Annotated in this window: 23 protein-coding genes, 1 pseudogene and 1 CRISPR repeat array; all 24 genes and pseudogenes read left to right on the forward strand. The window is 35.4% G+C overall.

Annotation, left to right across the window (positions count from 1 at the left end; translation table 11 throughout):
- Positions 1-7 precede the first annotated feature (7 nt).
- The 24 genes and pseudogenes from G7Y45_RS11305 to G7Y45_RS11415 all read left to right on the forward strand — a co-directional run bounded on the left by G7Y45_RS11305 (position 8) and on the right by G7Y45_RS11415 (position 22383).
- Positions 8-1156, forward strand: coding sequence for a LegC family aminotransferase (locus G7Y45_RS11305; protein WP_209377325.1), 1149 nt, complete (start codon positions 8-10; stop codon positions 1154-1156).
- Positions 1153-1785 carry an acetyltransferase gene (locus tag G7Y45_RS11310; RefSeq protein WP_032530835.1) on the forward strand — a complete coding sequence of 211 codons (633 nt, stop codon included), beginning with the start codon at positions 1153-1155 and terminating at the stop codon, positions 1783-1785. The genes G7Y45_RS11305 and G7Y45_RS11310 overlap by 4 nt, the downstream gene beginning before the upstream one ends.
- The gene (neuB, locus tag G7Y45_RS11315; RefSeq protein ID WP_032530836.1) at positions 1785-2792 is read left to right on the forward strand and encodes an N-acetylneuraminate synthase; all 1008 of its coding nucleotides are present in this window, start codon (positions 1785-1787) and stop codon (positions 2790-2792) included. The genes G7Y45_RS11310 and neuB overlap by 1 nt, the downstream gene beginning before the upstream one ends.
- Positions 2789-3943: a UDP-N-acetylglucosamine 2-epimerase gene (neuC, locus tag G7Y45_RS11320; RefSeq protein ID WP_032530837.1), complete on the forward strand. Its 1155-nt coding sequence runs from the start codon at positions 2789-2791 to the stop codon at positions 3941-3943. Before neuB ends, neuC begins: the two co-directional genes overlap by 4 nt.
- A gap of 5 nt (positions 3944-3948) precedes the next feature.
- Positions 3949-4986: a nucleotidyltransferase family protein gene (locus G7Y45_RS11325; RefSeq protein WP_165014441.1), complete on the forward strand. Its 1038-nt coding sequence runs from the start codon at positions 3949-3951 to the stop codon at positions 4984-4986.
- 3 nt (positions 4987-4989) lie between these two features.
- Positions 4990-5712, forward strand: a complete 723-nt coding sequence (locus tag G7Y45_RS11330; RefSeq protein WP_032530839.1) for a cytidylyltransferase domain-containing protein — start codon at positions 4990-4992, stop codon at positions 5710-5712.
- Positions 5709-6626, forward strand: coding sequence for a Gfo/Idh/MocA family protein (locus G7Y45_RS11335; RefSeq protein WP_032530840.1), 918 nt, complete (start codon positions 5709-5711; stop codon positions 6624-6626). The genes G7Y45_RS11330 and G7Y45_RS11335 overlap by 4 nt, the downstream gene beginning before the upstream one ends.
- Positions 6623-7360, forward strand: coding sequence for an SDR family oxidoreductase (locus tag G7Y45_RS11340; RefSeq protein WP_032530842.1), 738 nt, complete (start codon positions 6623-6625; stop codon positions 7358-7360). The genes G7Y45_RS11335 and G7Y45_RS11340 overlap by 4 nt, the downstream gene beginning before the upstream one ends.
- 46 nt (positions 7361-7406) lie before the next feature.
- Positions 7407-8507, forward strand: a complete 1101-nt coding sequence (locus G7Y45_RS11345; RefSeq protein ID WP_032530843.1) for an N-acetyl sugar amidotransferase — start codon at positions 7407-7409, stop codon at positions 8505-8507.
- Positions 8508-8549: 42 nt separating this feature from the next.
- On the forward strand, positions 8550-9812 hold the full coding sequence (locus tag G7Y45_RS20155) for a lipopolysaccharide biosynthesis protein (RefSeq protein ID WP_137569061.1): 1263 nt from the start codon (positions 8550-8552) through the stop codon (positions 9810-9812).
- An 83-nt stretch (positions 9813-9895) separates the two neighbouring features.
- Positions 9896-10933, forward strand: coding sequence for a hypothetical protein (locus tag G7Y45_RS11355; protein WP_165014443.1), 1038 nt, complete (start codon positions 9896-9898; stop codon positions 10931-10933).
- Entirely contained in the window at positions 10896-11750 is an 855-nt protein-coding gene (locus G7Y45_RS11360; RefSeq protein ID WP_165014445.1) for a glycosyltransferase family 2 protein, read from the forward strand. Before G7Y45_RS11355 ends, G7Y45_RS11360 begins: the two co-directional genes overlap by 38 nt.
- 332 nt (positions 11751-12082) lie before the next feature.
- Complete coding sequence (locus G7Y45_RS11365) at positions 12083-12964, forward strand: hypothetical protein (RefSeq protein ID WP_165014447.1); 882 nt, start codon at positions 12083-12085, stop codon at positions 12962-12964.
- A gap of 32 nt (positions 12965-12996) precedes the next feature.
- Positions 12997-13704 (forward strand): glycosyltransferase family 2 protein, encoded by a 708-nt coding sequence (locus G7Y45_RS11370; protein WP_241158958.1) that lies wholly within the window; start codon positions 12997-12999, stop codon positions 13702-13704.
- Positions 13705-13731: 27 nt separating this feature from the next.
- On the forward strand, positions 13732-14883 hold the full coding sequence (locus tag G7Y45_RS11375; protein WP_165014451.1) for a glycosyltransferase family 4 protein: 1152 nt from the start codon (positions 13732-13734) through the stop codon (positions 14881-14883).
- A gap of 32 nt (positions 14884-14915) precedes the next feature.
- Entirely contained in the window at positions 14916-15458 is a 543-nt protein-coding gene (locus G7Y45_RS11380; protein ID WP_165014453.1) for a WcaF family extracellular polysaccharide biosynthesis acetyltransferase, read from the forward strand.
- A 17-nt stretch (positions 15459-15475) separates the two neighbouring features.
- Positions 15476-16585, forward strand: coding sequence for a glycosyltransferase (locus G7Y45_RS11385; RefSeq protein WP_165014455.1), 1110 nt, complete (start codon positions 15476-15478; stop codon positions 16583-16585).
- A gap of 10 nt (positions 16586-16595) precedes the next feature.
- Entirely contained in the window at positions 16596-17360 is a 765-nt protein-coding gene (locus tag G7Y45_RS11390; RefSeq protein ID WP_165014776.1) for a glycosyltransferase family 2 protein, read from the forward strand.
- Entirely contained in the window at positions 17357-18364 is a 1008-nt protein-coding gene (locus tag G7Y45_RS11395; RefSeq protein WP_165014457.1) for an NAD-dependent epimerase/dehydratase family protein, read from the forward strand. Before G7Y45_RS11390 ends, G7Y45_RS11395 begins: the two co-directional genes overlap by 4 nt.
- A gap of 3 nt (positions 18365-18367) precedes the next feature.
- Entirely contained in the window at positions 18368-19318 is a 951-nt protein-coding gene (locus G7Y45_RS11400; protein WP_165014459.1) for a glycosyltransferase family 4 protein, read from the forward strand.
- 315 nt (positions 19319-19633) lie between these two features.
- Positions 19634-20301: direct repeats of the CRISPR family, unit length 35 nt; unit sequence GTCTTAATCCTTATTATACTGGAATAGATCTACAT.
- 569 nt (positions 20302-20870) lie between these two features.
- Positions 20871-21070: pseudogene (locus tag G7Y45_RS19950) on the forward strand (site-specific integrase); the annotation flags it as partial.
- Positions 21071-21085: 15 nt separating this feature from the next.
- Positions 21086-21253, forward strand: a complete 168-nt coding sequence (locus tag G7Y45_RS11405) for a hypothetical protein (RefSeq protein WP_165014439.1) — start codon at positions 21086-21088, stop codon at positions 21251-21253.
- Between the two features lie 500 nt (positions 21254-21753).
- Positions 21754-22233, forward strand: coding sequence for an HU family DNA-binding protein (locus G7Y45_RS11410; protein WP_165014461.1), 480 nt, complete (start codon positions 21754-21756; stop codon positions 22231-22233).
- 54 nt (positions 22234-22287) lie between these two features.
- Entirely contained in the window at positions 22288-22383 is a 96-nt protein-coding gene (locus G7Y45_RS11415) for a smalltalk protein (RefSeq protein ID WP_005786866.1), read from the forward strand.
- The last annotated feature ends 34 nt before the right edge of the window (positions 22384-22417 follow it).

Below are 22417 nucleotides of genomic sequence, written 5' to 3' on the forward strand. Positions count from 1 at the left end.
TACAAGTATGTATAATAATATAACTACTTTCATCCATAGCTTGTTTGGTACGGATGAATTTGTTCCGTTGCACGCTCCTTTATTTATCGGCAACGAAAAAAAATACCTTGCAGAATGCATTGATACTACTTTTGTCTCGAGTGTGGGCAAGTTTGTCGATCGCTTTGAGGAGCAGGTTGCTTCCTATACCGGCTCAAAAAGAGCTGTTGTCTGTGTGAGTGGTACTAATGCATTGCACATGGGTATGCTTCTTGTCGGTGTTGAGCGTGATGATGAAGTTTTAACTCAGGCTCTTACTTTTATCGCTACCTGTAACGCCATCAGTTATATTGGCGCACATCCTGTATTTCTTGATGTGGATAGAGATACTTTGGGTCTTTCTCCTCTTGCTGTAAAAAGGTGGTTGTCTACGCATGCGGAAGTAAGGAATGGGCAGTGTTATAATAAGAAGACGGGACGCCGTATCAAGGCTTGTGTTCCTATGCATACGTTCGGGCATCCTATGAAGATTGACGAATTGTCGGCAGTGTGCAACGAATATCATATAGAACTTGTCGAGGATGCGGCCGAAAGTATCGGCAGTTTCTATAAAGGCCGTCATACGGGTACTTTCGGAAGAGTGGGAGCCATCAGTTTTAATGGTAATAAAACGATCACCACCGGTGGCGGGGGTATGTTGCTTTTCCAGGACGAAGAGCTGGGCAAGTTTGCCAAACATTTGACGACCCAGGCCAAAGTTCCGCACCGTTGGGCATTTGTTCATGACTATATCGGTTACAATTACCGTATGCCTAATATCAATGCTGCATTGGGTTGTGCCCAAATGGAGAATCTTGACAGGTACGTTTCCAATAAACGTGAGACGGCGGAACGGTATTGTGAGTTTTTCTCTCGTATTCCTGATGTTGAGTTTGTTGTTGAGCCTGCGAACAGCCGTTCTAACTATTGGTTGAACGCTGTACTTCTGAAAGACCGCCGGGCCCAACAGTCTTTCCTTGAATATACGAACGATCATGGCGTAATGACCCGCCCCGTTTGGGAATTGATGAACAGGCTTGATATGTTTCGGGGATGTGAGACGGATGGTTTGGAGAATACTGTGTGGTTGGAAGAAAGAATAGTGAATATACCAAGTAGTGTTCGTTTGGGAGTATGAAGCCTTTAATTTTAGTCGGTGGCGGTGGACATTGTAAGTCGGTGATTGATGTCGCTGAGAGTATGGGGCATTCCATCCTGGGTATATTGGATCTTCCGGAAAATGTCGGCCATTCCATCTTAGGCTATCCTGTTCTCGGTACTGATGATGATATCCCCTTATTTGTGGATCAGGCTGATTTTATTGTTACTGTCGGATTTATAAAGGAATCTTCTCTACGATTGAAGATTCATGATAAAATACGAACTTCCGGTGGGCATTTGGGTACCCTGATTGCTTCCACCGCTTATGTTTCCAGACATGCTCAGATCGGTGCGGGTACTGTGGTCATGCATCATGCCTTTGTGAATGCCGGTGCACGGATTGGCAGTGGTTGTATCATCAATACTTTTGTAAATGTGGAGCATGATGCCCTGATCGGTGACAATTGTCATATATCAACCGGTGCTATGGTTAATGGAGATTGCAAGGTGGGCGAATGTTCTTTTTTGGGCAGCCAGTCGGTAATGGTGAATGGTACATCCATCATTTCCGGTTGTATCATCGGTGCGGGTTCGGTAGTACGTAAGGATATTCTGGAAAAGGGAATTTATTCGGGTAATCCCGCAACTTTGAAAATAAAGATTTAATGCATACTTTGATTATAGCCGAAGCCGGGGTAAACCATAACGGTTCTATTGCCCTTGCTAAAAAGTTAATAGATGTTGCTTCGGAGGCCGGTGTGGACTATGTAAAATTTCAAACCTTTAAGACAGAGAATTTAGTTTCTCTTTCCGCTCCCAAAGCGGAATATCAGCGAAGGAACATGCCGGATACTGATTGTTCACAGTATTCTATGCTTAAGAAATTAGAATTGTCTGTGGACCAGCATTTTGAATTAATAGAATATTGTAAATTGAAAGGCGTACGCTTTTTATCTACAGCTTTTGATATGGATAGCCTCCGTTTCCTATCCGGTCTTCACCTTGGATTATGGAAAATACCTTCAGGTGAAATAACCAATTATCCATATATCAAATTTATAGCGGAACAGAAAGAGCCCGTTATCCTTTCTACCGGAATGAGTACAGTGGAGGAAATCCAATCTGCCATCTCGTTATTGAACCGGTTTGGTGTAAAAACAGATCAAATAACTATTCTTCATTGTAATACGGAGTATCCTACTCCCATGTGTGATGTAAATTTGAAGGCTATGTGCAAGCTCCATGAAGAGTTTGGAGTACGTACAGGATATTCGGATCATACGCTCGGTATAGAGATCCCGTTGGCCGCTGTCGCTCTTGGTGCTACAGTGATAGAAAAACATTTTACCCTTGATCGCTGCATGGAAGGTCCCGACCATAAGGCCTCTTTGGAGCCTTCCGAATTAAAACAAATGGTTTCGGCTATTCGTAATGTGGAAGAGGCTTTGGGCCGGGAAGAGAAAATTGTTTCTTTATCAGAATCCGGGAATCGTATTGTCGCCCGCAAGAGTATTGTTGCCGCGAGGGATATCCGAAAGGGAGAACCGTTGACGGAAGAAAACCTGACTGTCAAACGTCCCGGTACCGGTATTTCACCCATGCAATGGGAGTCCGTCATTGGTACTGAGGCATGCCGTTCATTTAAAAAGGATGATTTGATAGTACTCCAATGAGGAAGATATGTGTTATAACGGGCAGCCGTGCGGAATATGGCCTACTCAGTGGTCTGATGGCCAAGATTCAATTTGACAGGGATTTGCAGCTGCAAATCATAGCTACTAATATGCACCTTTCTCCGGAGTTTGGCCTGACTTATAAAGAGATTGAAACAGATGGTTTCCGCATTGATAAGAAAGTCGAGATGCTTCTCTCTTCTGATACTGCCAATGGGACCGCCAAATCAGTCGGATTGGCTACCATAGGTTTTGCCGATGCGTTTGAAGACCTGTCTCCTGATCTGATATTGGTCTTGGGAGACCGTTTTGAGATACTGGCTGCTGTGAGTGCCGCCCTTTTCTATAAGATCCCTGTTGCACATATACATGGAGGAGAGATAACGGAAGGCGCTTATGACGATAATATACGGCATGCCATTACGAAGATGAGCCATCTTCATTTTACATCGGCAGAGCCTTATCGCAGACGGGTCATTCAATTGGGCGAGAGTCCTGATAGGGTTTTTAATGTCGGTGCTCTTGGAGTGGAGAATATCAAACATGTGCCTTTACTGTCCAAAGAGGAGCTGGAAAAGAGCCTTAATTTTCAGTTGGGAGATAAGTCTTTGCTGGTCACATTCCATCCTGTCACCTTGGAAAACTCTACGGCCGAACAGCAATGCATGAATCTTTTGGAGTCTTTGGAGTCCTTTCCTGATTATCGGATAATTTTTACTTTTCCCAATTCGGATACGGATGGTCGTATAATAATTGATTTAATCAAGCGATTTGTGGAAAGACACCGTAGTGAGTCAGTCGCTTTCGTTTCGTTGGGTAAGGTCCGTTATCTTTCCACTTTACAATATGTATCGGCCGTTGTCGGTAATTCTTCCAGCGGTATCATTGAAGTTCCCAGCTTCGGTATTCCGACATTGAATATCGGCGATAGACAAAAAGGACGGATAAGCTCCCGCAGTGTTGTCCATTGTGGAACTTCGAAAGAAGATATCTGTCTGGGTATACAAACGGTATTGTCGGATCCGGTTGTCAGAATCGCCAAACAGAAACGGAATCCTTATGATAAGAAGGGCACGGCGGATGCCATATGCACTATTTTGAAGACCGTCTCTTTGGATGGCCTGACATCAAAATCCTTTTATGACCTTTAATTACAATGTCTGATTATTTCAAATATTTAATTCCTCATACGGCAACTATTCGCGAAGCGTTGGTTGCTTTGAATGATTTATCTCACGATGTGCTTGTCCTTTTTGTTATGAATGAATTTGACCAGATGGTCGGGACATTGACTGATGGTGATATTCGCCGCTATCTGATTGGCGGAGGTGAGATAAAAGACTGTGTTTGTGGCGCAATGACCAGGTCTTTCTTGTTTATGACGGAAGATTCCCCTTTCTCAACAATAAAAGAGTACAAAGATCGTGGTATATCTTTGGTTCCTTGCCTGGATGGGAAGAAGAGAATACTGAAGGTTATTAACCTGAAGAAACGGAAATCCATTCTTCCTATAGATGCCGTGTTAATGGCGGGTGGAAAAGGAGAGCGACTTCGTCCGTTAACAGAGACAATTCCTAAGCCGTTACTCCATGTCGGTGATAAAGCCATTATTGATTATAACGTAGACCGTCTGATTTCTTATGGAGTGGAACATATTTCGGTTACTGTGAATTACCTGGGGGAGCAATTGGAGGATCATTTCAAGGAATCGCGTGATGGTATACAGGTCAAATGTGTCCGTGAACCCCAATATTTAGGTACTATCGGTTCAATCAAATTTGTATATCCTTTCTGTCATGACACGGTTTTAGTCATGAACTCAGACTTGTTTACCAATATAGATTATGAAGATTTCTATCTCCATTTTAAAGAACACGATGCTGATATGTCCGTGGCTGCCGTTCCTTATTCTATCTCTGTACCCTATGGAATTTTTGAATTGGAAGGGCGTAACATTCATGGGGTCAAAGAAAAGCCGACCTATAACTATTATGCGAATGCCGGAATTTATCTGATAAAAAAGAGTTTGTTGGATATGATACCTGATAATTGTTTTTATAATGCCACGGACTTTATGGAACTGTTGATTCATAATAACCTGAAAGTAGTCCGTTATCCTATAACCGGCTATTGGATTGATATAGGTAAACATGAAGATTATAAAAAGGCACAAGATTTAGTTAAACATTTATGATATATGAAAATTTTGATCACTATATGCGCTCGTGGCGGTTCTAAGGGAATTCCCGGTAAGAATATTAAGCCGTTGAACGGGCAACCTTTAATAGGATATTCGATTGCCGTGGCAAAAGAGTTTCAGTCAGTATTTGAAGGTACTGACATTATGCTTTCTACCGATTCGGAAGAAATTATTCGAGTGGCTGGAGTATGCGGGCTTAAATCAGACTATAAACGTCCGGAATATTTGGCTAATGATACGGTTGGTAAGATTGATGCTATAAAAGATCTTGTTTTATATTCGGAGAGTAAACAAGGGCAAATATATGATTATATTTTAGATTTGGATGTGACTTCTCCATTAAGGAATTTACAAGATTTAAAGATTGCTTTTGATATTCTCCGTTCTGATGAAAATGCAATAAACTTATTTTCAGTAAGTGAGGCCGGCAGAAGTCCTTATTTCAATATGGTAGAACAAAAAGAAAATGGATATTATGCCCAAGTGAAAATGCCTGATAATAATGTTTTTACCAGACAATCTGCTCCTCAGGTTTACGACTTGAACGCTTCTTTTTATTTCTATAAAAGATCTTTTTTTGACATGGGTTATAAAGGGGCGATCACAGACCGTTCTTTGGTTTATAAGGTACCCCACATTTGTTTTGACTTGGACCATCCGATCGATTTTGAGATAATTTCTTATTTAATGTCGAATAATAAACTGGATTTCTTATTATGAATGTTTTGATTGTCGGATTAGGTTCAATTGCCCGGAAACATATCGCTGCTTTGAGGAGTCTTGATCCTGAAGTGCAAATTTATGCTTTACGCTCAACCAGGTTTTCTAATTCTGTCGATGGAGTAACAGACTTGTTTTCCATGAAAGAGGTAGAAGAATATTCTTTTGATTTTGCAATTATTTCTAATCCAACGTCAGAACATCAGAAGACAATTCAACAAATGGGAGTATTAAATATTCCGCTTTTTATCGAGAAACCTCTTTCTCATCAACTGGACGTCAAGGAAACAGTTGCAGAGATTGAACGAAAAAATGTTCTAACTTATGTTGCATGTAACCTTCGTTTTTTGGATGCTCTTCTTTTTACTAAGCAATATATTGCCGGATCCAGCTTACGAATCAATGAGATCAATGTTTATTGTGGCTCTTATTTGCCTTCCTGGAGGGGGGAAGGGGTTGATTATACAATGAATTATAGTGCTATTCCTGAACTTGGTGGTGGCGTCCATATAGACTTGATACACGAAATCGATTATATTTATTGGTTGTGTGGTACTCCATCATGCACTCAAAGAATATTTTCCTGTTCTTCTTCCTTGGGAATAAAATCGTATGATTATGCCAATTACTGTCTGTGCTATGATGATTATCATGTGAGTATTATTCTTAATTATTATCGTCGTGATGCCCGGCGTTCTTTAGAGATCGTTTGTGAGGGTGAGACGATTTATGTTGACTTGTTGGAGAATTGTGTGTCTATAGACGGAGAAATAGCTTTTCGCTCCAGCCAAAGAATAGCGGATACTTATCAACTCCAACTTGCTTATTTTTTGGATTGCTTACGTGTGGGAAAACCTACATTCAATACAATAACAGATGCATATAATGTACTTCAAATTTGTTTGGAATCATGATATTAAAAGATAAAATAATATTAGTAACGGGAGGCAGTGGCCTTATCGGACGTGAAATAGTCTCGGACATCCGTCGTCAAGGTGGAATTGCAATAAACGCAGATATCAATGTCGATACTTGCCTTGAAAAAGGTACCTATCATTTGGATATCTCAGATGATTTATCAATTCACAGCCTGGTATCTATGGTCAAAGAAACGTTTGGCCGGATAGACGGACTGGTAAATAGTGCGTATCCGCGTACTCCAGACTGGGGAGCTTTTTTCGAAAATATTGCTCCCGCTTCCTGGAGGAAGAATGTAGATCTGCAAATGAATAGTTGTTTTGTCATTTGCCAGTCTGTATTGTCGGTTATGTCCGGGCAAGGATATGGTTCTATTGTCAATATCGCCTCTATTTATGGAGTTGTGGGTAATGATTTTACTCTTTATGAAGAATATGGGGGAACTTCGCCGGCCGCTTACTGCGCCATAAAAGGAGGTATCATTAATTTTTCCCGCTATTTGGCTTCTTATTATGGTAAGGATAATATTCGGATTAATTGTGTTTCTCCCGGTGGCATTTTTGATCATCAACCTCCCTCTTTTGTTGAGCGTTACTGTGCTAAGGTGCCAATGCGTCGGATGGGTACTCCTGCGGACATTGCTCCAGCTGTTTCGTTTATGCTTTCAGATGGTGCCCGATATGTAACGGGACAGAATTTAATAGTTGATGGTGGCTGGACGGCCATTTAGTAGAGTCTTATCTTGTAAAAAATAAAAATAAGTAAATTATTTGATTATGAAATATTGTACAAAATGTGTGATGCCGGATACGAGGCCGGGTATTACTTTTAATGAAGAAGGCGTGTGTTCAGCTTGCCAGTCTTATGAAAATCGTAAGAAAGTGAATTATAAAGTTCGTTTTGAGGAGTTTAAGGCCCTTTGCGATAAATACCGTGGTATGAATGGACCTAATGGCTATGATTGTATGGTTGCTGTAAGTGGGGGAAAAGATAGCCATTTTCAAGTTTATATGATGAAAGAAGTGCTTCATATGAACCCGTTGCTTGTTTCTGTGGAGGATAATCTTCCGATGACTAAGGCCGGCATTCATAACCTGAAAAATATTTCAGAAGCTTTCGGGTGTGATATTATAAGTATGAAACCCAATATCCGCGCTCAAAAGATAATAATGAAGAAAACTTTTGAACGATATGGTAAGCCCACTTATTTTATAGATAGATATATCTATACTTATCCTTTGCACATGGCATTGAAATTTAATACTCCTTTATTAGTTTACGGAGAGAATGTCAGCTATGAATATGGTGGTAATGGTGCTGTGGAAACTTATTCCGCCAAGGATCAGATATCTAATGGAGTAGGAGCCGGTATACCTACTGGAGATTTATTAGGTGATGGCGTTACTCTGAAAGATTTAAATTTTTTCGAACCTCCTACGCTTGAAGATATCAATAGTCTTGACCCGATCTATATGAGTTATTTTGTGGAGTGGAATAGTTTTAAGAATTATGAAATAGCTAAGCGATACGGTTTTCATGACTTAACTCACGAATGGAATAGAACGCATCATGTGGAGCAGATGGACCAAGTGGACAGTCGTGCTTATTTGGTACATTCCTGGATGAAGTATCCCAAATTCGGTCATGCCTCTGCTACGGATTATGCTGCCCGTATGGTACGTTATGGTATGATAACAAGAGACGAAGCTTTTAAATTGGTAAAGGAACATGATCATGCACTGGATCCTCTTTGTGTGAGAGATTTTTGTGAATTCCTGGGATATACGGAAAAGGAATTTTGGGATATTGTAGACAAACAATACAATAGAGAGTTATTTAAGAAGAATATGTTGAATAAGTGGGTATTATTAGAATAAAAGGTATCTCTATTCATTTAATGGTATTATGCCTTATTATAGATGTTTCGAAAAATAATTAATAAAATACTAGGCAATCCTAATGTTAAAAATGGGATATTGTTTTCTGTGTTTTCATTTTTTAACAATGGAGTTAGTTTTTTGTTATTAATAGTATTGGCTAAATATATATCTCCATCAGCGTATGGAGAGCTTAATCTATTTAATACTTTAGTTTATTTATTTGGCATACTAATATCTTTAAATTCAGTGGGTGTATTATCTGTAAACTATTTTTCTTCATCTAGAGCTGAGTTTAGACAATCGTTTAATTCTGTTTTACTAATTACATTAGTTACTTTTTGTATATTATTATTTATTCTGATCTATTTTTCACATGTACTAGTTATTTATACAGGATTAGATACTAAATATCAGATTATTGCATTAGTAATTTGTCTTTTCAATGTCGTGCTTAATCTTAATTTAGATTTATGGCGATTAGAAGAAAAAATTTTGAAATATGGAATATTCTCTGTGTTAATGTCTCTATGTAATTGCATTCTTACTCTATTTTTTGTGATATCAATAAGTTTGGATTGGCAGGGGCGGCTATATGCTCAATTGGTTACATGTATATTATTTTCTAGTGTAAGTATTGTTTTTCTTATCAAAGGAAATTATTTGACGTTTACGGTGCCTTCTGCGAAAAGGATCAAAGATACTCTAAGTTTTGGAATTCCATTAATTCCACATGGACTTTCTTTTTGGGCTCGTCAAGGACTAGATAGGTATATCATTAATTATGCTTATTCGCAGGCGATCGTGGGAATGTTTAGCTTCTCTTTCAATTTTGCTAACGTGATTCAGATTGTGGGTACAGCATTTAATGCAAGTAATTCAGTCTTTTTATTTAGGAGTTTATCATCGGACTCTGAAACAACAAGAAAGATGTTGAGAAAGCAGGAGCGATTGATGTTACTATTTTTTTTAGGTCTTACTGTCTGTATATGTGGAGGATGTGCTATTTTTATTCCAATCGTACTTCCTCAGTATTCAGATTCTATAGTTTTCCTCTTTCCATTATGTTTTGGCGCTATGTTTCAGTGTTATTATCTGTTGTATGTTAACTATCTGTTTTTTTATAGACGCACGAAGCAATTAATGTATATTACTTTATCTATCTCTGTGTTACATGTAATACTCTCTGTATGGTTAACAAAATATTCGATTTTGTTAACTGCTTATATTAACTTATTGACAAATTTTCTGATAGCTATATTTGTCTATTTTTATCATCGAAAATTTTGCAGATTAAATAAATAACTATGTATTATTTTTGCGTAAATAATAATTATCATTTACATTTTGATAGGCGGATAATCCATGATTTGATTGGAGATAAAACATTGATACAAGTACCTTATTCTTTAAATTTGAATGATACTGATGGTTATTCCAATGTAGTCCGTTTGGATTTTAATAGATCAATTTCTTTGAAAAGGCTACTGTTGAACTTTCAGCAGATAAGACATATAGTAAAAGCTATTTCGTCGCAGTTTACCATCTCATCGCAAGACGCTCTTTTTATTCATACTGATATTAATATTATAAATGCAGTAGTTATAGAACTTTTTGCTAAATATCATGCAAAAATTTTTTTGTTGGAAGATGGGACGGCGACAATGTGCGATTTCAATAGAGTTCCAAATAATCTAGGTTTGGTTGAGCGTTTGAGAACTTATTTGATAAAGTATGTTTGTGGTCTTAAGAACACTTACGTCGTGGATTTTGGAGATGATAAACATTTGAGAGTTAAGGATGCTCTGTTTAACAAAATTGTTGTGTCATGGGGGAATAAAACATTACGTAATATTCCTGTTTTAAATATTGGTATGGGTATTATTTCTCATCAAGCAGCTAATTCAGGGGCTATTTTTTTTAATCAACCAATGTATTTGTTTTTTTGTACAGAAGACGAGTATTTACATTTTATCTCACAAATATTAAGTTTACACACTCGATTTACTGTTTTTTATTTTAAATTTCATCCTCAAGATACCAATTTTATGGAGAATAAAATTCGGCAATTAATAGAAAAAAAATTTTTATCAGTAAAAATTATAGAGGATAAAGAACCAGCAGAATTAATAATAAATAAATATCCGGTTAAATATTCTATTTCCTATACTTCAACTTGTACTTTAAATCATATTAAGCAAGGAATTATCCCAGTGTTTTTGGTAGAGATCTTTAATCAGTTTAAACCTTCTACTTCCCATGATTCCTTTAAGAGATTCTTATGCCAAATAGGTTGTGAGTATCCGAATAATCTGAATCAAGTTAATGAAGAATATAACCCCATAGATGATCTTATTATAAGTAATAAAAAACGTCAAGTAAATATAGATGAAATTCTCAATAATAACAGTTGTTCGAAATGCTGAGAAAACAATTCGAGCTACGATAGACAGTGTTATAAACCAGATTTATTCAGATTTTGAATATTTAATAATAGATGGAAAATCGACTGATGGAACTGTGGGGTTATTGAGGTATTACTCACTGTTGGATAGTAGAATTAGATATATATCTGAGACTGATCATGGAATATATGATGCGATGAATAAAGGAATACGGTTATCTAAGGGTGAATGGTGTTATTTTCTTGGTGCAGATGATTGTTTGTATAATGATCAGGTTTTGTCTTTTGTAGCATCTTTTATTACAAATACTCCATCTGCAAATGTTTGTTATGGAGACGTAATTTTTACTTCGTCAAATTTGCGGTATGATGGGGAGTATTCTTTGTCGAAATTTTGTAATCATGCGATTTGTCATCAAGCAATCTTTTATAAAAGAGAGATCTTTGATAGATATGGGATGTATGATTTGAAATATAAGATTAATGCGGATCATGTTTTTAATATTCGTGTTTTCACTACTATGTTTGACCAAGTTGTTTATTTTCCTTTTGTTGTGTGTTTATATAATAATGAAACGGGAGTTAGTAGCAATGTTATAGATATCGAATTGAGGAATGATAATTTTCAAATTCGGTATGATGCCTTTCGAGATTTATTGCCTAAGATTTCTTTAGCACGTATCTTTTTTTCTTCTTTTATATATTACTATAAATCACATTCGTGGAAAGATGTAGGAAAATATTTGACTCTTGTGAAAAAAGATATTGGTATCGGATGCTTAGTGTATTATTTCTTTGTCATTCTAAAGATGAGATTATGCCGAACAGAAGAAGTTTAATATATTCGACTATTTTAATATGGCTTTGCCTTACAAGCACTGCGCCATTTATCTTTTATACATGGCCTTTTCATCCTTATAAAATTTTGACACTATTTTGTCTTTTAGCAATGTCTTATGAAATGTTGAAAGAACAAATTCTCAAGATCAACCGCAACTATTTATTTATTGTATTTCAATTGTCTTTTTTTTACATATTATTGATTTTTTATCATGAAGATAAATCTTATATAAATTATATTATACAGTTGTGTGCTTTCATTATAATATCAACTTATATTTATAAGACTATCGGATTCTCTTTTTTTGTGAAGTCGTATATTTATGTTATTATGATCATGGGATGTGGGGGTACTTTTATTTTTATTCTTCATTTAATTATAGGAGTTCCTCCTCTCTTTTCAGTAGATTATTCGGATAGTGGAACTTCTTATTTTTTATGGTTAACAACTACTAATGTCTATTATAATTTGGATAGTGGAGCTCGGTTTATTCGTTATTCAGGCTTTTTTGATGAGCCTGGACAATATGCACTTTTTTCGATATTTGCTATAATTCTGAACCGTGTATATAATTATAATTCTCGTTATGATAAGATACTGATAATAACAGGTGTTTTTGTTTTTTCAACAGCCTTTTATGCCTTTCTAATTTTGTATTTTGTTTTATTCTATTTCAATAGAGCTAATCTAAAAATATCTTTAGGAATAATTTTTCTACTTACATTAGCCGTAACTTATATTCAGTATTCTAAGGATGAAAGGGTCACGCTGCTTCGAACACAAACTATTGAAAGATTTTCATTTGATGAGTCAACGGGAAAATTTAATGCTGATAATAGAAGTGATAGAGTTGAGAATGATAAAAGAGTTTTTTTTAAATATCCTATGTTAGGTTCTGGTAATATTAAAGAGCACATAATGCACTCTAATTATTGTAGCGTTTTAGCCCAGTTTGGATTAATTGGAGCTATGTTCCATTATTCTTTTTACTTGTTCTATATCTTATGTATATTAAGATCTGTGAGTGGAAGAAATGATTTACTATTTTATGGAAAGATTATATTACTAATCTTTATAAATATATTTCATCGTCCGGATTTTTCGCCTGCAATAATTTCTTTAATTTTTTGTTCATTGATTAACGAAGTAAATACAAATAAAAAACTTAAGTGTAAATATATATGTGTGAAAAAAGAAAGTGCAGACCTTTGATCTCAATTATTACAGTTTCATATAATGCTGCAATGTCAATAGAAAGAACTATTCAGAGTGTTTTAAATCAAACCTATAAAAATTATGAATATATTATTATTGATGGAGGAAGTACTGATGGAACTGTGGATATAATAAAAAAATATGATGATAAATTGGCTTTTTGGATTAGTGAACCTGATGATGGCATCTATGATGCGATGAATAAGGGTATTTTGCAAAGTAAAGGAGACTTTATTGGTATAATAAATAGTGATGATTGGTATTCAGATGATACCTTAGAAATTATTTCTAATTATGTGCTAGAAAATAATTTGGTTGATATTTTTTGTGGGGATATGATTGTTCATAGCTTGTCTGGGAATGAATATTTATTACATTCTAACTCTGGTGAACTTAAAAAAAGAATGTCTATAAATCATCCAACTTGTTTTGTAAAATCATCACTATATAATAAAAAAATGTTTTCATTACTTTATGGAGTTGCTGCTGATTATGATTTTCTTCTTTGGGCATTTGTACATAATTATACGTTTTGTTGTATTGATAAAGTGTTAGCACATTTTACTCTTGGAGGAGTTAGTAGTAAGAATACAATTAGGTGTACAGATGCGTTTTTTATTTGGAAAGATTATGTAGGTACCTATTATGCTTGTATCTATTTCATGAGAGATATTATAAAGAAGATATTGAGGTTGCTTCTAAAATATAAGGTTTATATTAATGTTTATTTGATATAGGAAAATGTTTTACTTATTCTTTTGTTTATGAAGATTGTATATTGTATCCCTTCTCTTCAAAACCCAGGTGGAATGGAAAGAGTGTTGACGGAAAAAGTTAATTTTCTTTCTCGTAATTATGGCTATGATATAGCTATAATTACGACTGAAGGAAGTTATAAACCCTATTTTTTATTGGATAAGAAAATTAGTATTGTTAATTTTAATATTAACTTCAATTCTTTTTTTTCTGCCCCTTTGATAAGTAAAATTATTCTTCATAATAGAAGATTGTGTTTGTATAAAACTCTTCTTTATAATTATTTGAAAGATAATTCTGTTGATATATGTGTGTCTTTATGTGGTAAGGAAATTGATTTTTTAGCAGATTTAAAGGATGGCAGTAAAAAAGTAGCTGAACTCCATTTTGCTCGTAATTTTAGAAAACAGTTTTTGCTAGCACGTAAGCATGGAAAATTTTGGGAATTGCTTGGTAATATCCGAACTTGGCAACTAAAAAAAACAACACAAAAGTTAGATGCTTTTGTTGTATTGACAAAAGCGGATTTAAAAATATGGCAAGTAAGTCATTCAAATGTTTACCAGATTTATAATCCATGTATTTATTCTGGAGAAGGACTTACTTCTTCTTTGGAAAAACAAAAATTTTTAGCTATTGGGAAATTGGATGCACAAAAAGGTTTTGATTATTTGATTTCAGCGTGGAAGTTAGTTGCGACAAAATATCCAAATTGGACATTATGTATTTTTGGTCAAGGAGAATGGAAAGAGAAGCTTTCTAATATGATAAGAACTTTTCATCTTGAAAACTCGGTTTTATTATTAGGGCTGACTAATGATGTTAAGTTTGAATATTTAAATAGTTCGGGATATATAATGTCATCTCGTTATGAAGGTTTTCCTATGGTTCTACTTGAGGCGATGTCGTTTGGTTTGCCGATTGTCTCTTTTGATTGTGAAAGCGGTCCTAATGAAATTATAGATAATGGAGTGAATGGTTTTTTAGTTCCAAGTGGTGATACTGATAGTTTAGCTAGATATATCCTATTATTGATTGAGGACATTACATTAAGAAAAAAAATGGGAATGATGGGTAAAAATAAATCGATGTTATTTGATATGGAATCTATTATGGAACAATGGAATAACCTATTCTTATCATTGAGATATAACAGATAAAAGGATAGTATAAGGACTTACGGTTTATTGTTATGAGATTAAAGGAATATGATAATTCTTGGTATAATACAGGTGCTTCTTTTTCAAAAAGAGCGCTATGGTATATTGTAAACATTCTTGTTTTCATAAATCCTATGTTTCCTATTTCAAGCTTCAAAGTGTATATTTTGCGATTATTTGGAGCTAAAATTGGTAAGGGAGTGTATATAAAACCTTCTGTAAATATAAAATATCCGTGGAGACTTTTGGTTGGTGATCATGTTTGGATTGGTGAGAAAGTTTGGATAGATAATTTAGATTATGTTATACTCGGAAACAATGTGTGTATAAGTCAAGGAGCTATGCTATTATGTGGTAATCATAATTATAAAAAGAGGGGGTTTGATTTAATAATAAAGCCTATACATATAAATGATGGTTGTTGGATTGGAGCAAAATCAATTGTTTGTCCAGGTACGAATATGAGAGAATATTCTGTCTTGTCTGTGGGAACTGTTGTGAGTGGTGATGTAGATGCTTACTCAATATATCAAGGGGTGCCAGGGAGTAAGATAAAAGAACGAGTAATTAAATAATTATAGAGCTTAACCTTATGAAGTTGATAATAAATGCGTCTTTAGCTTATGGAGGAGGCGGGTTACAAGTTGCATTATCTTTTATTAATGAATGTCTTTATATTAGAGGTAATCAATATTATGTTTTCGCAAGTAGAAATGTTGTATCTCAGTTGGATAAGTCAATATTTCCTGATAATTTTATCTTTTATGACATTCCACCTTTGAAATTTTATCAGTATAACTTTTATTTGTCTCAACTAGAAAAGAAGATATTGCCGGACGTTGTTTTTTCTATTTTTGGACCTGTATATTGGAAGCCATCTGTCCCTCATATAATGGGGTATGCAATTCCTCATTATATTTATAAGGATTCCCCCTATTGGGATATAATCTCTATTAAAGAAAGGCTGAAAATGAAGATAAAAGAATTCTTTCATATGTATTTCTTGAAAAGGGATGCTTCGGCTTTTATTTGTGAAACAGATGATGTGCAGACTAGGTTAGCTTTGTTATTTCCGGAAAAGAAATGTTATAAGGTTTCAAATACATACAGTTCCTTTTTTGAGAAAAAGGTTTTGTGTCGGGATTTTATAGAATTGAAAGATACTTCAAAATTTAGATTCTTAACGGTTTCCCGTTATTATCCACACAAAAATTTAGAGATAATAAGATTGATTGTAGATAAATTAAGGGAGAACGATATTAAAGATATTCAATTTGTGTTGACTATCTCACCCTCTGATTATGAAAAAATTTTTGGAATTGATTATGTGGAAGAGGTTAAAAATGTGGGTCCGGTTATTGCAAGTGAATGTCCATCATTATATAATGATTGTGATGCTGTCTTTTTACCAAGTCTACTTGAATGTTTTTCTGCTAATTATCCTGAAGCGATGATTATGAAGAAACCAATATTAACTTCTGATTTGCCTTTTGCACGAACTGTGTGTGGAAATGCTGCTCTTTATTTCACTCCTTTAAATGTTATGGATGCAGTTGATAAGATATTGTTAATTTATCACGATGATGACTGTGTTCGTAATTTGTTGCTGTTTAGCGAATTGAAACTTCGAGAATTCCCATTGCCATGTGAACGGGCTCATTTATACTTGGAAATATGTGAGAAAGAAAGAAAGGGGGAGTGATATGCACTCATTGAAAATATCTATAGTTACTGTGACTTTTAATAGTAGTACAACTCTTCGTGATACGATTAAATCTGTATTATCACAATCATTCTCTAATATAGAATATATAATAATAGATGGTTTATCTCAGGATGAAACTATTGAAATTATTAAAGAATATGAACCTTTGTTTCATGGTAATCTCAAATGGATTAGTGAAATGGATGATGGACTTTATGATGCTATGAATAAAGGAATAAATATGGCTACTGGAGAGATAGTTGGTATAATTAATTCAGATGATTTTTACTTCAGAAATGATGTCATTACGAAAATAGTAGAGGCTTTTAATGATAATAATGTCCAGGCTATTTATGGTGATGTACGCTTTGTAAACCCTAATAACTTGGATAGGACAGTTCGCTATTATTCCTCTAAAAGGTTTGTCCCATCCTTGTTTCGATTTGGATTTATGCCTGCTCATCCAACTTTTTTTACTTATCGAAAGTATTTTGATCAGTTGGGCTATTATAAAACAAATTATAAAATAGCTGCTGATTATGAGTTGCTTGTTCGTTTTTTATATGTACACCGGTTAAAGAGTAAATATTTACCTTTGGATTTTATGAAAATGAGGACAGGAGGTGCGAGTACGGCTTCTATTAAAAGTAATATCCTATTGAATAAAGAGATAGTCAGAGCATGTAAGGAGAATGGGATATGGACTTGTTATCCTTTGCTTTTATTAAAATATATAGTAAAAATATTTGAATTTATTTTTGTAAAAAAATGAATATACTTATTTCTGGAATGCATGGTTTTATAGGCTCTAATTTTATTAAGGCTTTGAAAGATAAACATACTTTGTATGGACTTGATATTGTTTTTCCCGCCAAAGAGGAAGTCGTAACAACTTTTTCTTGGAGAGAGATCGCACCCACATCTTTCCCATTACAAACTCTCCCCCAATTTGATGCAATCATTCATCTTGCCGGAAAGGCTCATGATACGAAAAACCAATCAGCTGCTCAGTCTTATTTTGATATTAATACCGGTCTGACTCAAAAGATATTTGATTTCTTTTTGGAGTCTTCTGCGAAGAAATTCATATTTTTTAGTTCAGTAAAAGCTGCGGCTGATAGTGTAGTGGGAGATATGCTTACTGAGGATGTTATTCCGGCTCCTGTTGGTCCTTATGGGGAAAGTAAAATAAGAGCTGAAGAGTATATAAAGGAACATTGTGTATTTCCTGCTGTCTCTTCCTGCGAGTGTTCTCCTTTTCGGGAGATGACTTCGGTTACAGAAAAACAGGTTTATATATTAAGACCTTGTATGATTCATGGTCCGGGGAATAAAGGAAATCTGAATCTATTGTATAATGTGGTGAAAAAAGGAATTCCCTGGCCATTGGGTGACTTCGAAAATCGTCGTTCGTTTACTTCAATTGATAACCTATGCTATGTGATTGAGGGATTATTGACTAAAGATGTACCTACGGGCATTTATCACATGGGGGATGATGAAGCTTTATCAACAAATGAGCTGATTGCCATCATGTGTGAGGCAATGGGAAAACAACCCCATATCTGGAAGATGAATAAGGGCTTTATGGAAGGATGTGCCGGACTGGGAACTTTACTCCATTTGCCACTGAATACGGAAAGGCTTCGTAAACTGACAGAGAATTATGTGGTAAGTAATGCTAAGATCAAAGCTGCTCTCGGGATTGATAAAATGCCTGTGACAGCTAAAGAGGGGTTGATTAAAACCATTCGTTCATTTGAAGAAACTAAATAAGTTATGTACTATTTAATAATCCTGGTTCTACTATTCTTAGTAGAACTTTTTTATTTCCGTATTGCTGATAAATGCAATATCATCGATAAACCGAACGAGCGGAGTTCGCACACCCGGATCACTTTGAGAGGGGGAGGAATCATTTTCTTCTTTGGCGCATTAGCTTACTTTCTGACGAATCAGTTTGAGTATCCTTGGTTTATGCTGGCTCTGACCTTGATTACTTTTATCAGTTTTGTAGACGACATTCGTTCTACTTCTCAGGGGTTACGTTTAGTGTTTCATTTTACGGCGATGGCTTTGATGTTCTATCAATGGGGGTTGTTCAGCCTGCCTTGGTGGACCATTGTGGTTGCTTTGATTGTTTGCACAGGGATTATCAATGCCTATAATTTCATGGATGGTATTAATGGCATTACAGGTGGATACTCGTTGGTGGTGCTGGCGGCATTAGCATTTATAAATGGGGCATATGTTCCATTTGTAGAGCCGGCTTTGATTTATACCATGCTTTGTGCTGTGTTGGTCTTTAACTTCTTCAATTTCCGGAAACAGGCAAAGTGTTTTGCGGGGGATGTAGGTTCGGTTAGCATTGCTTTCGTGATCCTCTTTCTGATCGGTATGCTGATAATCCGTACGGAAAATTTCAGCTGGATTGTCTTGTTGGCAGTCTATGGGGTGGATAGTGTGCTGACAATAATTCATCGGTTGATGTTGCATGAGAATATTGGTTTGCCGCATCGGAAACATTTGTACCAGATTATGGCAAATGAATTGAAAATTCCTCACGTAGTGGTTTCGTTGGTGTATATGTTGGTGCAGGCAGTAGTTATAGCCGGGTATTTTCTATTTCCGGGGAATGAATATGGGTATTTGTCGGGTACCATTATTGCACTGAGTTTGGTCTATATTCTATTTATGAAGCGTTTCTTTTGCTTGCATCAAGCGAAGTGATATTGGAAATATTATGCTTCCTACCATAGATCTAATATGGTCTAAAAAATAAGATAAGTTATAGTCGAATAAATAATAGGGTTATAAAACAATATTATATAGAGTTAACTCCCGATTGCCCATAAGGCGATCGGGAGTTTTTTTATCTGTATGCAAGGGGAGGCATTTTTTGTCAGATTGTAAATTGTACCAAGAGATCTTTAAATATTTAATTATGGCTTTTAATTACTTAATAATGTATTGTATCATAGTGTGATGACCCTTAAGGTGTTATTGTGGTGGACTATGTTGGCAGTTGGTACGAGAATAGAACTTGCCTTCATCCTTATTATACTGGAATAGATCTACATCGATGTACTGGAATTTTTGGTGAATACGCCGAAGTCTTAATCCTTATTATACTGGAATAGATCTACATAATGACGTGACAGTTTACAAGAAAATTGCTAAAGACGTCTTAATCCTTATTATACTGGAATAGATCTACATTCAAATCGGAAATTGCAATTCTTTTGGCAATGGTGTCTTAATCCTTATTATACTGGAATAGATCTACATTCTTTTATTTTCTGCAATTTATGGCTGATTGTTTTTGTCTTAATCCTTATTATACTGGAATAGATCTACATTCTTAGAACGATGCCACCGCATTGAATTCAGTCCCAAGTCTTAATCCTTATTATACTGGAATAGATCTACATATTAATTGGCTTATCGTAGTGTTATCTATTGCTTTGTCTTAATCCTTATTATACTGGAATAGATCTACATCAAAAAATATGGACTCAAGAAATGACCTCCCGAAAAGTCTTAATCCTTATTATACTGGAATAGATCTACATATTACGTAGCCAGCGAAGACAATATAAATTACTCGTCTTAATCCTTATTATACTGGAATAGATCTACATATTTACATCCAGCTTGTCAGTGGATGAATATATATTTGTCTTAATCCTTATTATACTGGAATAGATCTACATACTCTGATTATTAGACTGTTATATATTCTTGAATGTATTTGCTTATGAATATAATAGGTTGTAAACCAGAATAGTAGATGCTAATTTAAGCATTTTTCGCAAAAGTGGTTTTTTTTTCTGTAATTTTAATGTGTAAATAGTGATATTTTTACCTAAATGATTGATAATTAGAATACTGTGTAAACTTCATTTTTCGCAAATAATCGTTGGATATTTAGGGGTTGGCGAGTTTCGAAAACAACCCTAAAACTATGTTGCGTAAGTTGCTGATATATAGAACAATATTTCAAAGAGCGCATAACATATCAATCCTTTTTTCGCAAATGATTTGCTAATATACGTAAAAGCTATTATTTGCGCATCTCTTTTTACACTTATTTTTTCTTAATATAGAATAATCTTCATATTATCAGATGACTAAGTTTTTTCTTCTTTTCGCAAAAGAATTTAGAAAAAAACTATTTCGACTGAATGCGGGGAATCTTCAAGATGCCTATGAGAGATTTTTGCAGCTAATATTTTCAGTTACCAAACTGTTAGCAGGTTAGTTATCGCAAACGAATAGGTAACTCTTCTCATTGTTTAGTGGATTGGCTTATGTAGATGTATATAGGCATTTTCGCATCATATCGGATGTTCGGCAGATGGCAGACTTTATATTCGGCAGAAGAGAGGCAAAACTATGGCGGAAGCATTTGTGGCGTTGCATCCAATTGCCGAGCAAATACTAATGCTTTATAATACGACTGATAACGAAAAGCCTGTTTTTTAACTCAAGGTGAATATGAAAAAGAATATAATTACAATCAGCGAAAGCGGTGTGGTATTTATATCGGGCAATATTCAGATGCAAGATTTTGAGATAGCGGAACTGTTCGGGGTGATGATCCCGACAATACGTTCCCATGTACGTGCGATTCTAATCCACAGTACGCTATCATCGGCTAACTAACGACACTCACCAAAGAAAAGCAGCACATATAGCCAAATCCGTCTAAAATTCAGTATTCTACCTCATTTTTCTATTTGAAAAACAGGGAACGGATAAGTAACTGAACGTTTTTCTAAATCTGCTTTTTATTGCATTTAAGGAGTTAGACAGTTAAAGCCATTAAAAATGACACAAATGGTTGTATTAGTGTGAATTACGCTCAATTTCTAATTTCCGCTTTTCAGGTTTACATTTTTTGCATCATGGTTACATAGCATCGTTTATATCCGTAACATTTACCCGACTGCTATCATATTAAAAGGTGAGTTTGCAAATTCAATTGAACGAAGAGCTTAGAATTATGATACAGATAATAAGCGTGTTATAAGTTTTTCTGAGAAAACTGCTTTCCGGATCGTTTTTTCCTTTGCCGATAATTTGTAAATCTTCATCTTTGCAGTGTTGATCAACGAAACATGAATGAAACGTAGTAGTAACATTAGTAAAGAAGGAGAAAAATTATGCCTTTATTTTATAGAGCGAGACAATCGCAGTTGAAAACTAAAGAGGGAAAGAAACAGTGGCACCTGACTCTGGTGAAAGTTGGAAAAATGGTAACTTCACAACAGTTGGCCGAAGTAATAGCTGAAAAATCATCGTTGACACCGGGTGATGTTCATAATGTGATTCGTAACCTGATGACTGCCATGCGTAAAGAATTGTTAAATAGCCGTTCGGTACGTCTGGAGGGATTAGGCACTTTCACGATGAAAGCTTGTACACAAGGGCATGGAGTGGATCAAGAAGAGGAGGTGAATCCGAATCAGGTGAAGGCTCTTCGCTGCCTGTTTACCGCGGAATACACTCGTCCGGCAGCTATCGGTACTACCCGTGCTTTGCTTCAGGGAGTGGAATTCCAGAAAGCCAGTGCGATAGGGGGAGCAATTAATGGTGGATCGGGTAGTGGAGATGGAGATATTGTAGATGATCCGACAGCTTGATAAAGTTTATTGCAGATATAATAATTATTGGAAATGAAAGGAGGTATGAAGAATATGAAGAAAACGGGATGGAATATTATATTGAAGTTGATTATTGCTGTGGCAAGTGCTGTAGCCGGTGTAATAGGCGGGCAGGCTATGACATTATAAAACGGAATTAATAACCAAACAGGGTGAACTCCCG

The organism is Bacteroides sp. ZJ-18, from assembly GCF_011038705.2.
Classification (GTDB): domain Bacteria; phylum Bacteroidota; class Bacteroidia; order Bacteroidales; family Bacteroidaceae; genus Bacteroides; species Bacteroides hominis.

What these genes read in the sequence shown, in the direction of transcription:
- G7Y45_RS11305 (WP_209377325.1), top strand. Translation starts at nt 8, where the DNA reads ATGTATAATAATATAACTACTTTCATCCATAGCTTGTTTGGTACGGAT.
- G7Y45_RS11310 (WP_032530835.1), top strand. Translation starts at nt 1,153, where the DNA reads ATGAAGCCTTTAATTTTAGTCGGTGGCGGTGGACATTGTAAGTCGGTG.
- neuB (WP_032530836.1), top strand. Translation starts at nt 1,785, where the DNA reads ATGCATACTTTGATTATAGCCGAAGCCGGGGTAAACCATAACGGTTCT.
- neuC (WP_032530837.1), top strand. Translation starts at nt 2,789, where the DNA reads ATGAGGAAGATATGTGTTATAACGGGCAGCCGTGCGGAATATGGCCTA.
- G7Y45_RS11325 (WP_165014441.1), top strand. Translation starts at nt 3,949, where the DNA reads ATGTCTGATTATTTCAAATATTTAATTCCTCATACGGCAACTATTCGC.
- G7Y45_RS11330 (WP_032530839.1), top strand. Translation starts at nt 4,990, where the DNA reads ATGAAAATTTTGATCACTATATGCGCTCGTGGCGGTTCTAAGGGAATT.
- G7Y45_RS11335 (WP_032530840.1), top strand. Translation starts at nt 5,709, where the DNA reads ATGAATGTTTTGATTGTCGGATTAGGTTCAATTGCCCGGAAACATATC.
- G7Y45_RS11340 (WP_032530842.1), top strand. Translation starts at nt 6,623, where the DNA reads ATGATATTAAAAGATAAAATAATATTAGTAACGGGAGGCAGTGGCCTT.
- G7Y45_RS11345 (WP_032530843.1), top strand. Translation starts at nt 7,407, where the DNA reads ATGAAATATTGTACAAAATGTGTGATGCCGGATACGAGGCCGGGTATT.
- G7Y45_RS20155 (WP_137569061.1), top strand. Translation starts at nt 8,550, where the DNA reads ATGTTTCGAAAAATAATTAATAAAATACTAGGCAATCCTAATGTTAAA.
- G7Y45_RS11360 (WP_165014445.1), top strand. Translation starts at nt 10,896, where the DNA reads ATGAAATTCTCAATAATAACAGTTGTTCGAAATGCTGAGAAAACAATT.
- G7Y45_RS11365 (WP_165014447.1), top strand. Translation starts at nt 12,083, where the DNA reads ATGATCATGGGATGTGGGGGTACTTTTATTTTTATTCTTCATTTAATT.
- G7Y45_RS11370 (WP_241158958.1), top strand. Translation starts at nt 12,997, where the DNA reads ATGTCAATAGAAAGAACTATTCAGAGTGTTTTAAATCAAACCTATAAA.
- G7Y45_RS11375 (WP_165014451.1), top strand. Translation starts at nt 13,732, where the DNA reads ATGAAGATTGTATATTGTATCCCTTCTCTTCAAAACCCAGGTGGAATG.
- G7Y45_RS11380 (WP_165014453.1), top strand. Translation starts at nt 14,916, where the DNA reads ATGAGATTAAAGGAATATGATAATTCTTGGTATAATACAGGTGCTTCT.
- G7Y45_RS11385 (WP_165014455.1), top strand. Translation starts at nt 15,476, where the DNA reads ATGAAGTTGATAATAAATGCGTCTTTAGCTTATGGAGGAGGCGGGTTA.
- G7Y45_RS11395 (WP_165014457.1), top strand. Translation starts at nt 17,357, where the DNA reads ATGAATATACTTATTTCTGGAATGCATGGTTTTATAGGCTCTAATTTT.
- G7Y45_RS11400 (WP_165014459.1), top strand. Translation starts at nt 18,368, where the DNA reads ATGTACTATTTAATAATCCTGGTTCTACTATTCTTAGTAGAACTTTTT.
- G7Y45_RS11405 (WP_165014439.1), top strand. Translation starts at nt 21,086, where the DNA reads ATGAAAAAGAATATAATTACAATCAGCGAAAGCGGTGTGGTATTTATA.
- G7Y45_RS11410 (WP_165014461.1), top strand. Translation starts at nt 21,754, where the DNA reads ATGCCTTTATTTTATAGAGCGAGACAATCGCAGTTGAAAACTAAAGAG.
- G7Y45_RS11415 (WP_005786866.1), top strand. Translation starts at nt 22,288, where the DNA reads ATGAAGAAAACGGGATGGAATATTATATTGAAGTTGATTATTGCTGTG.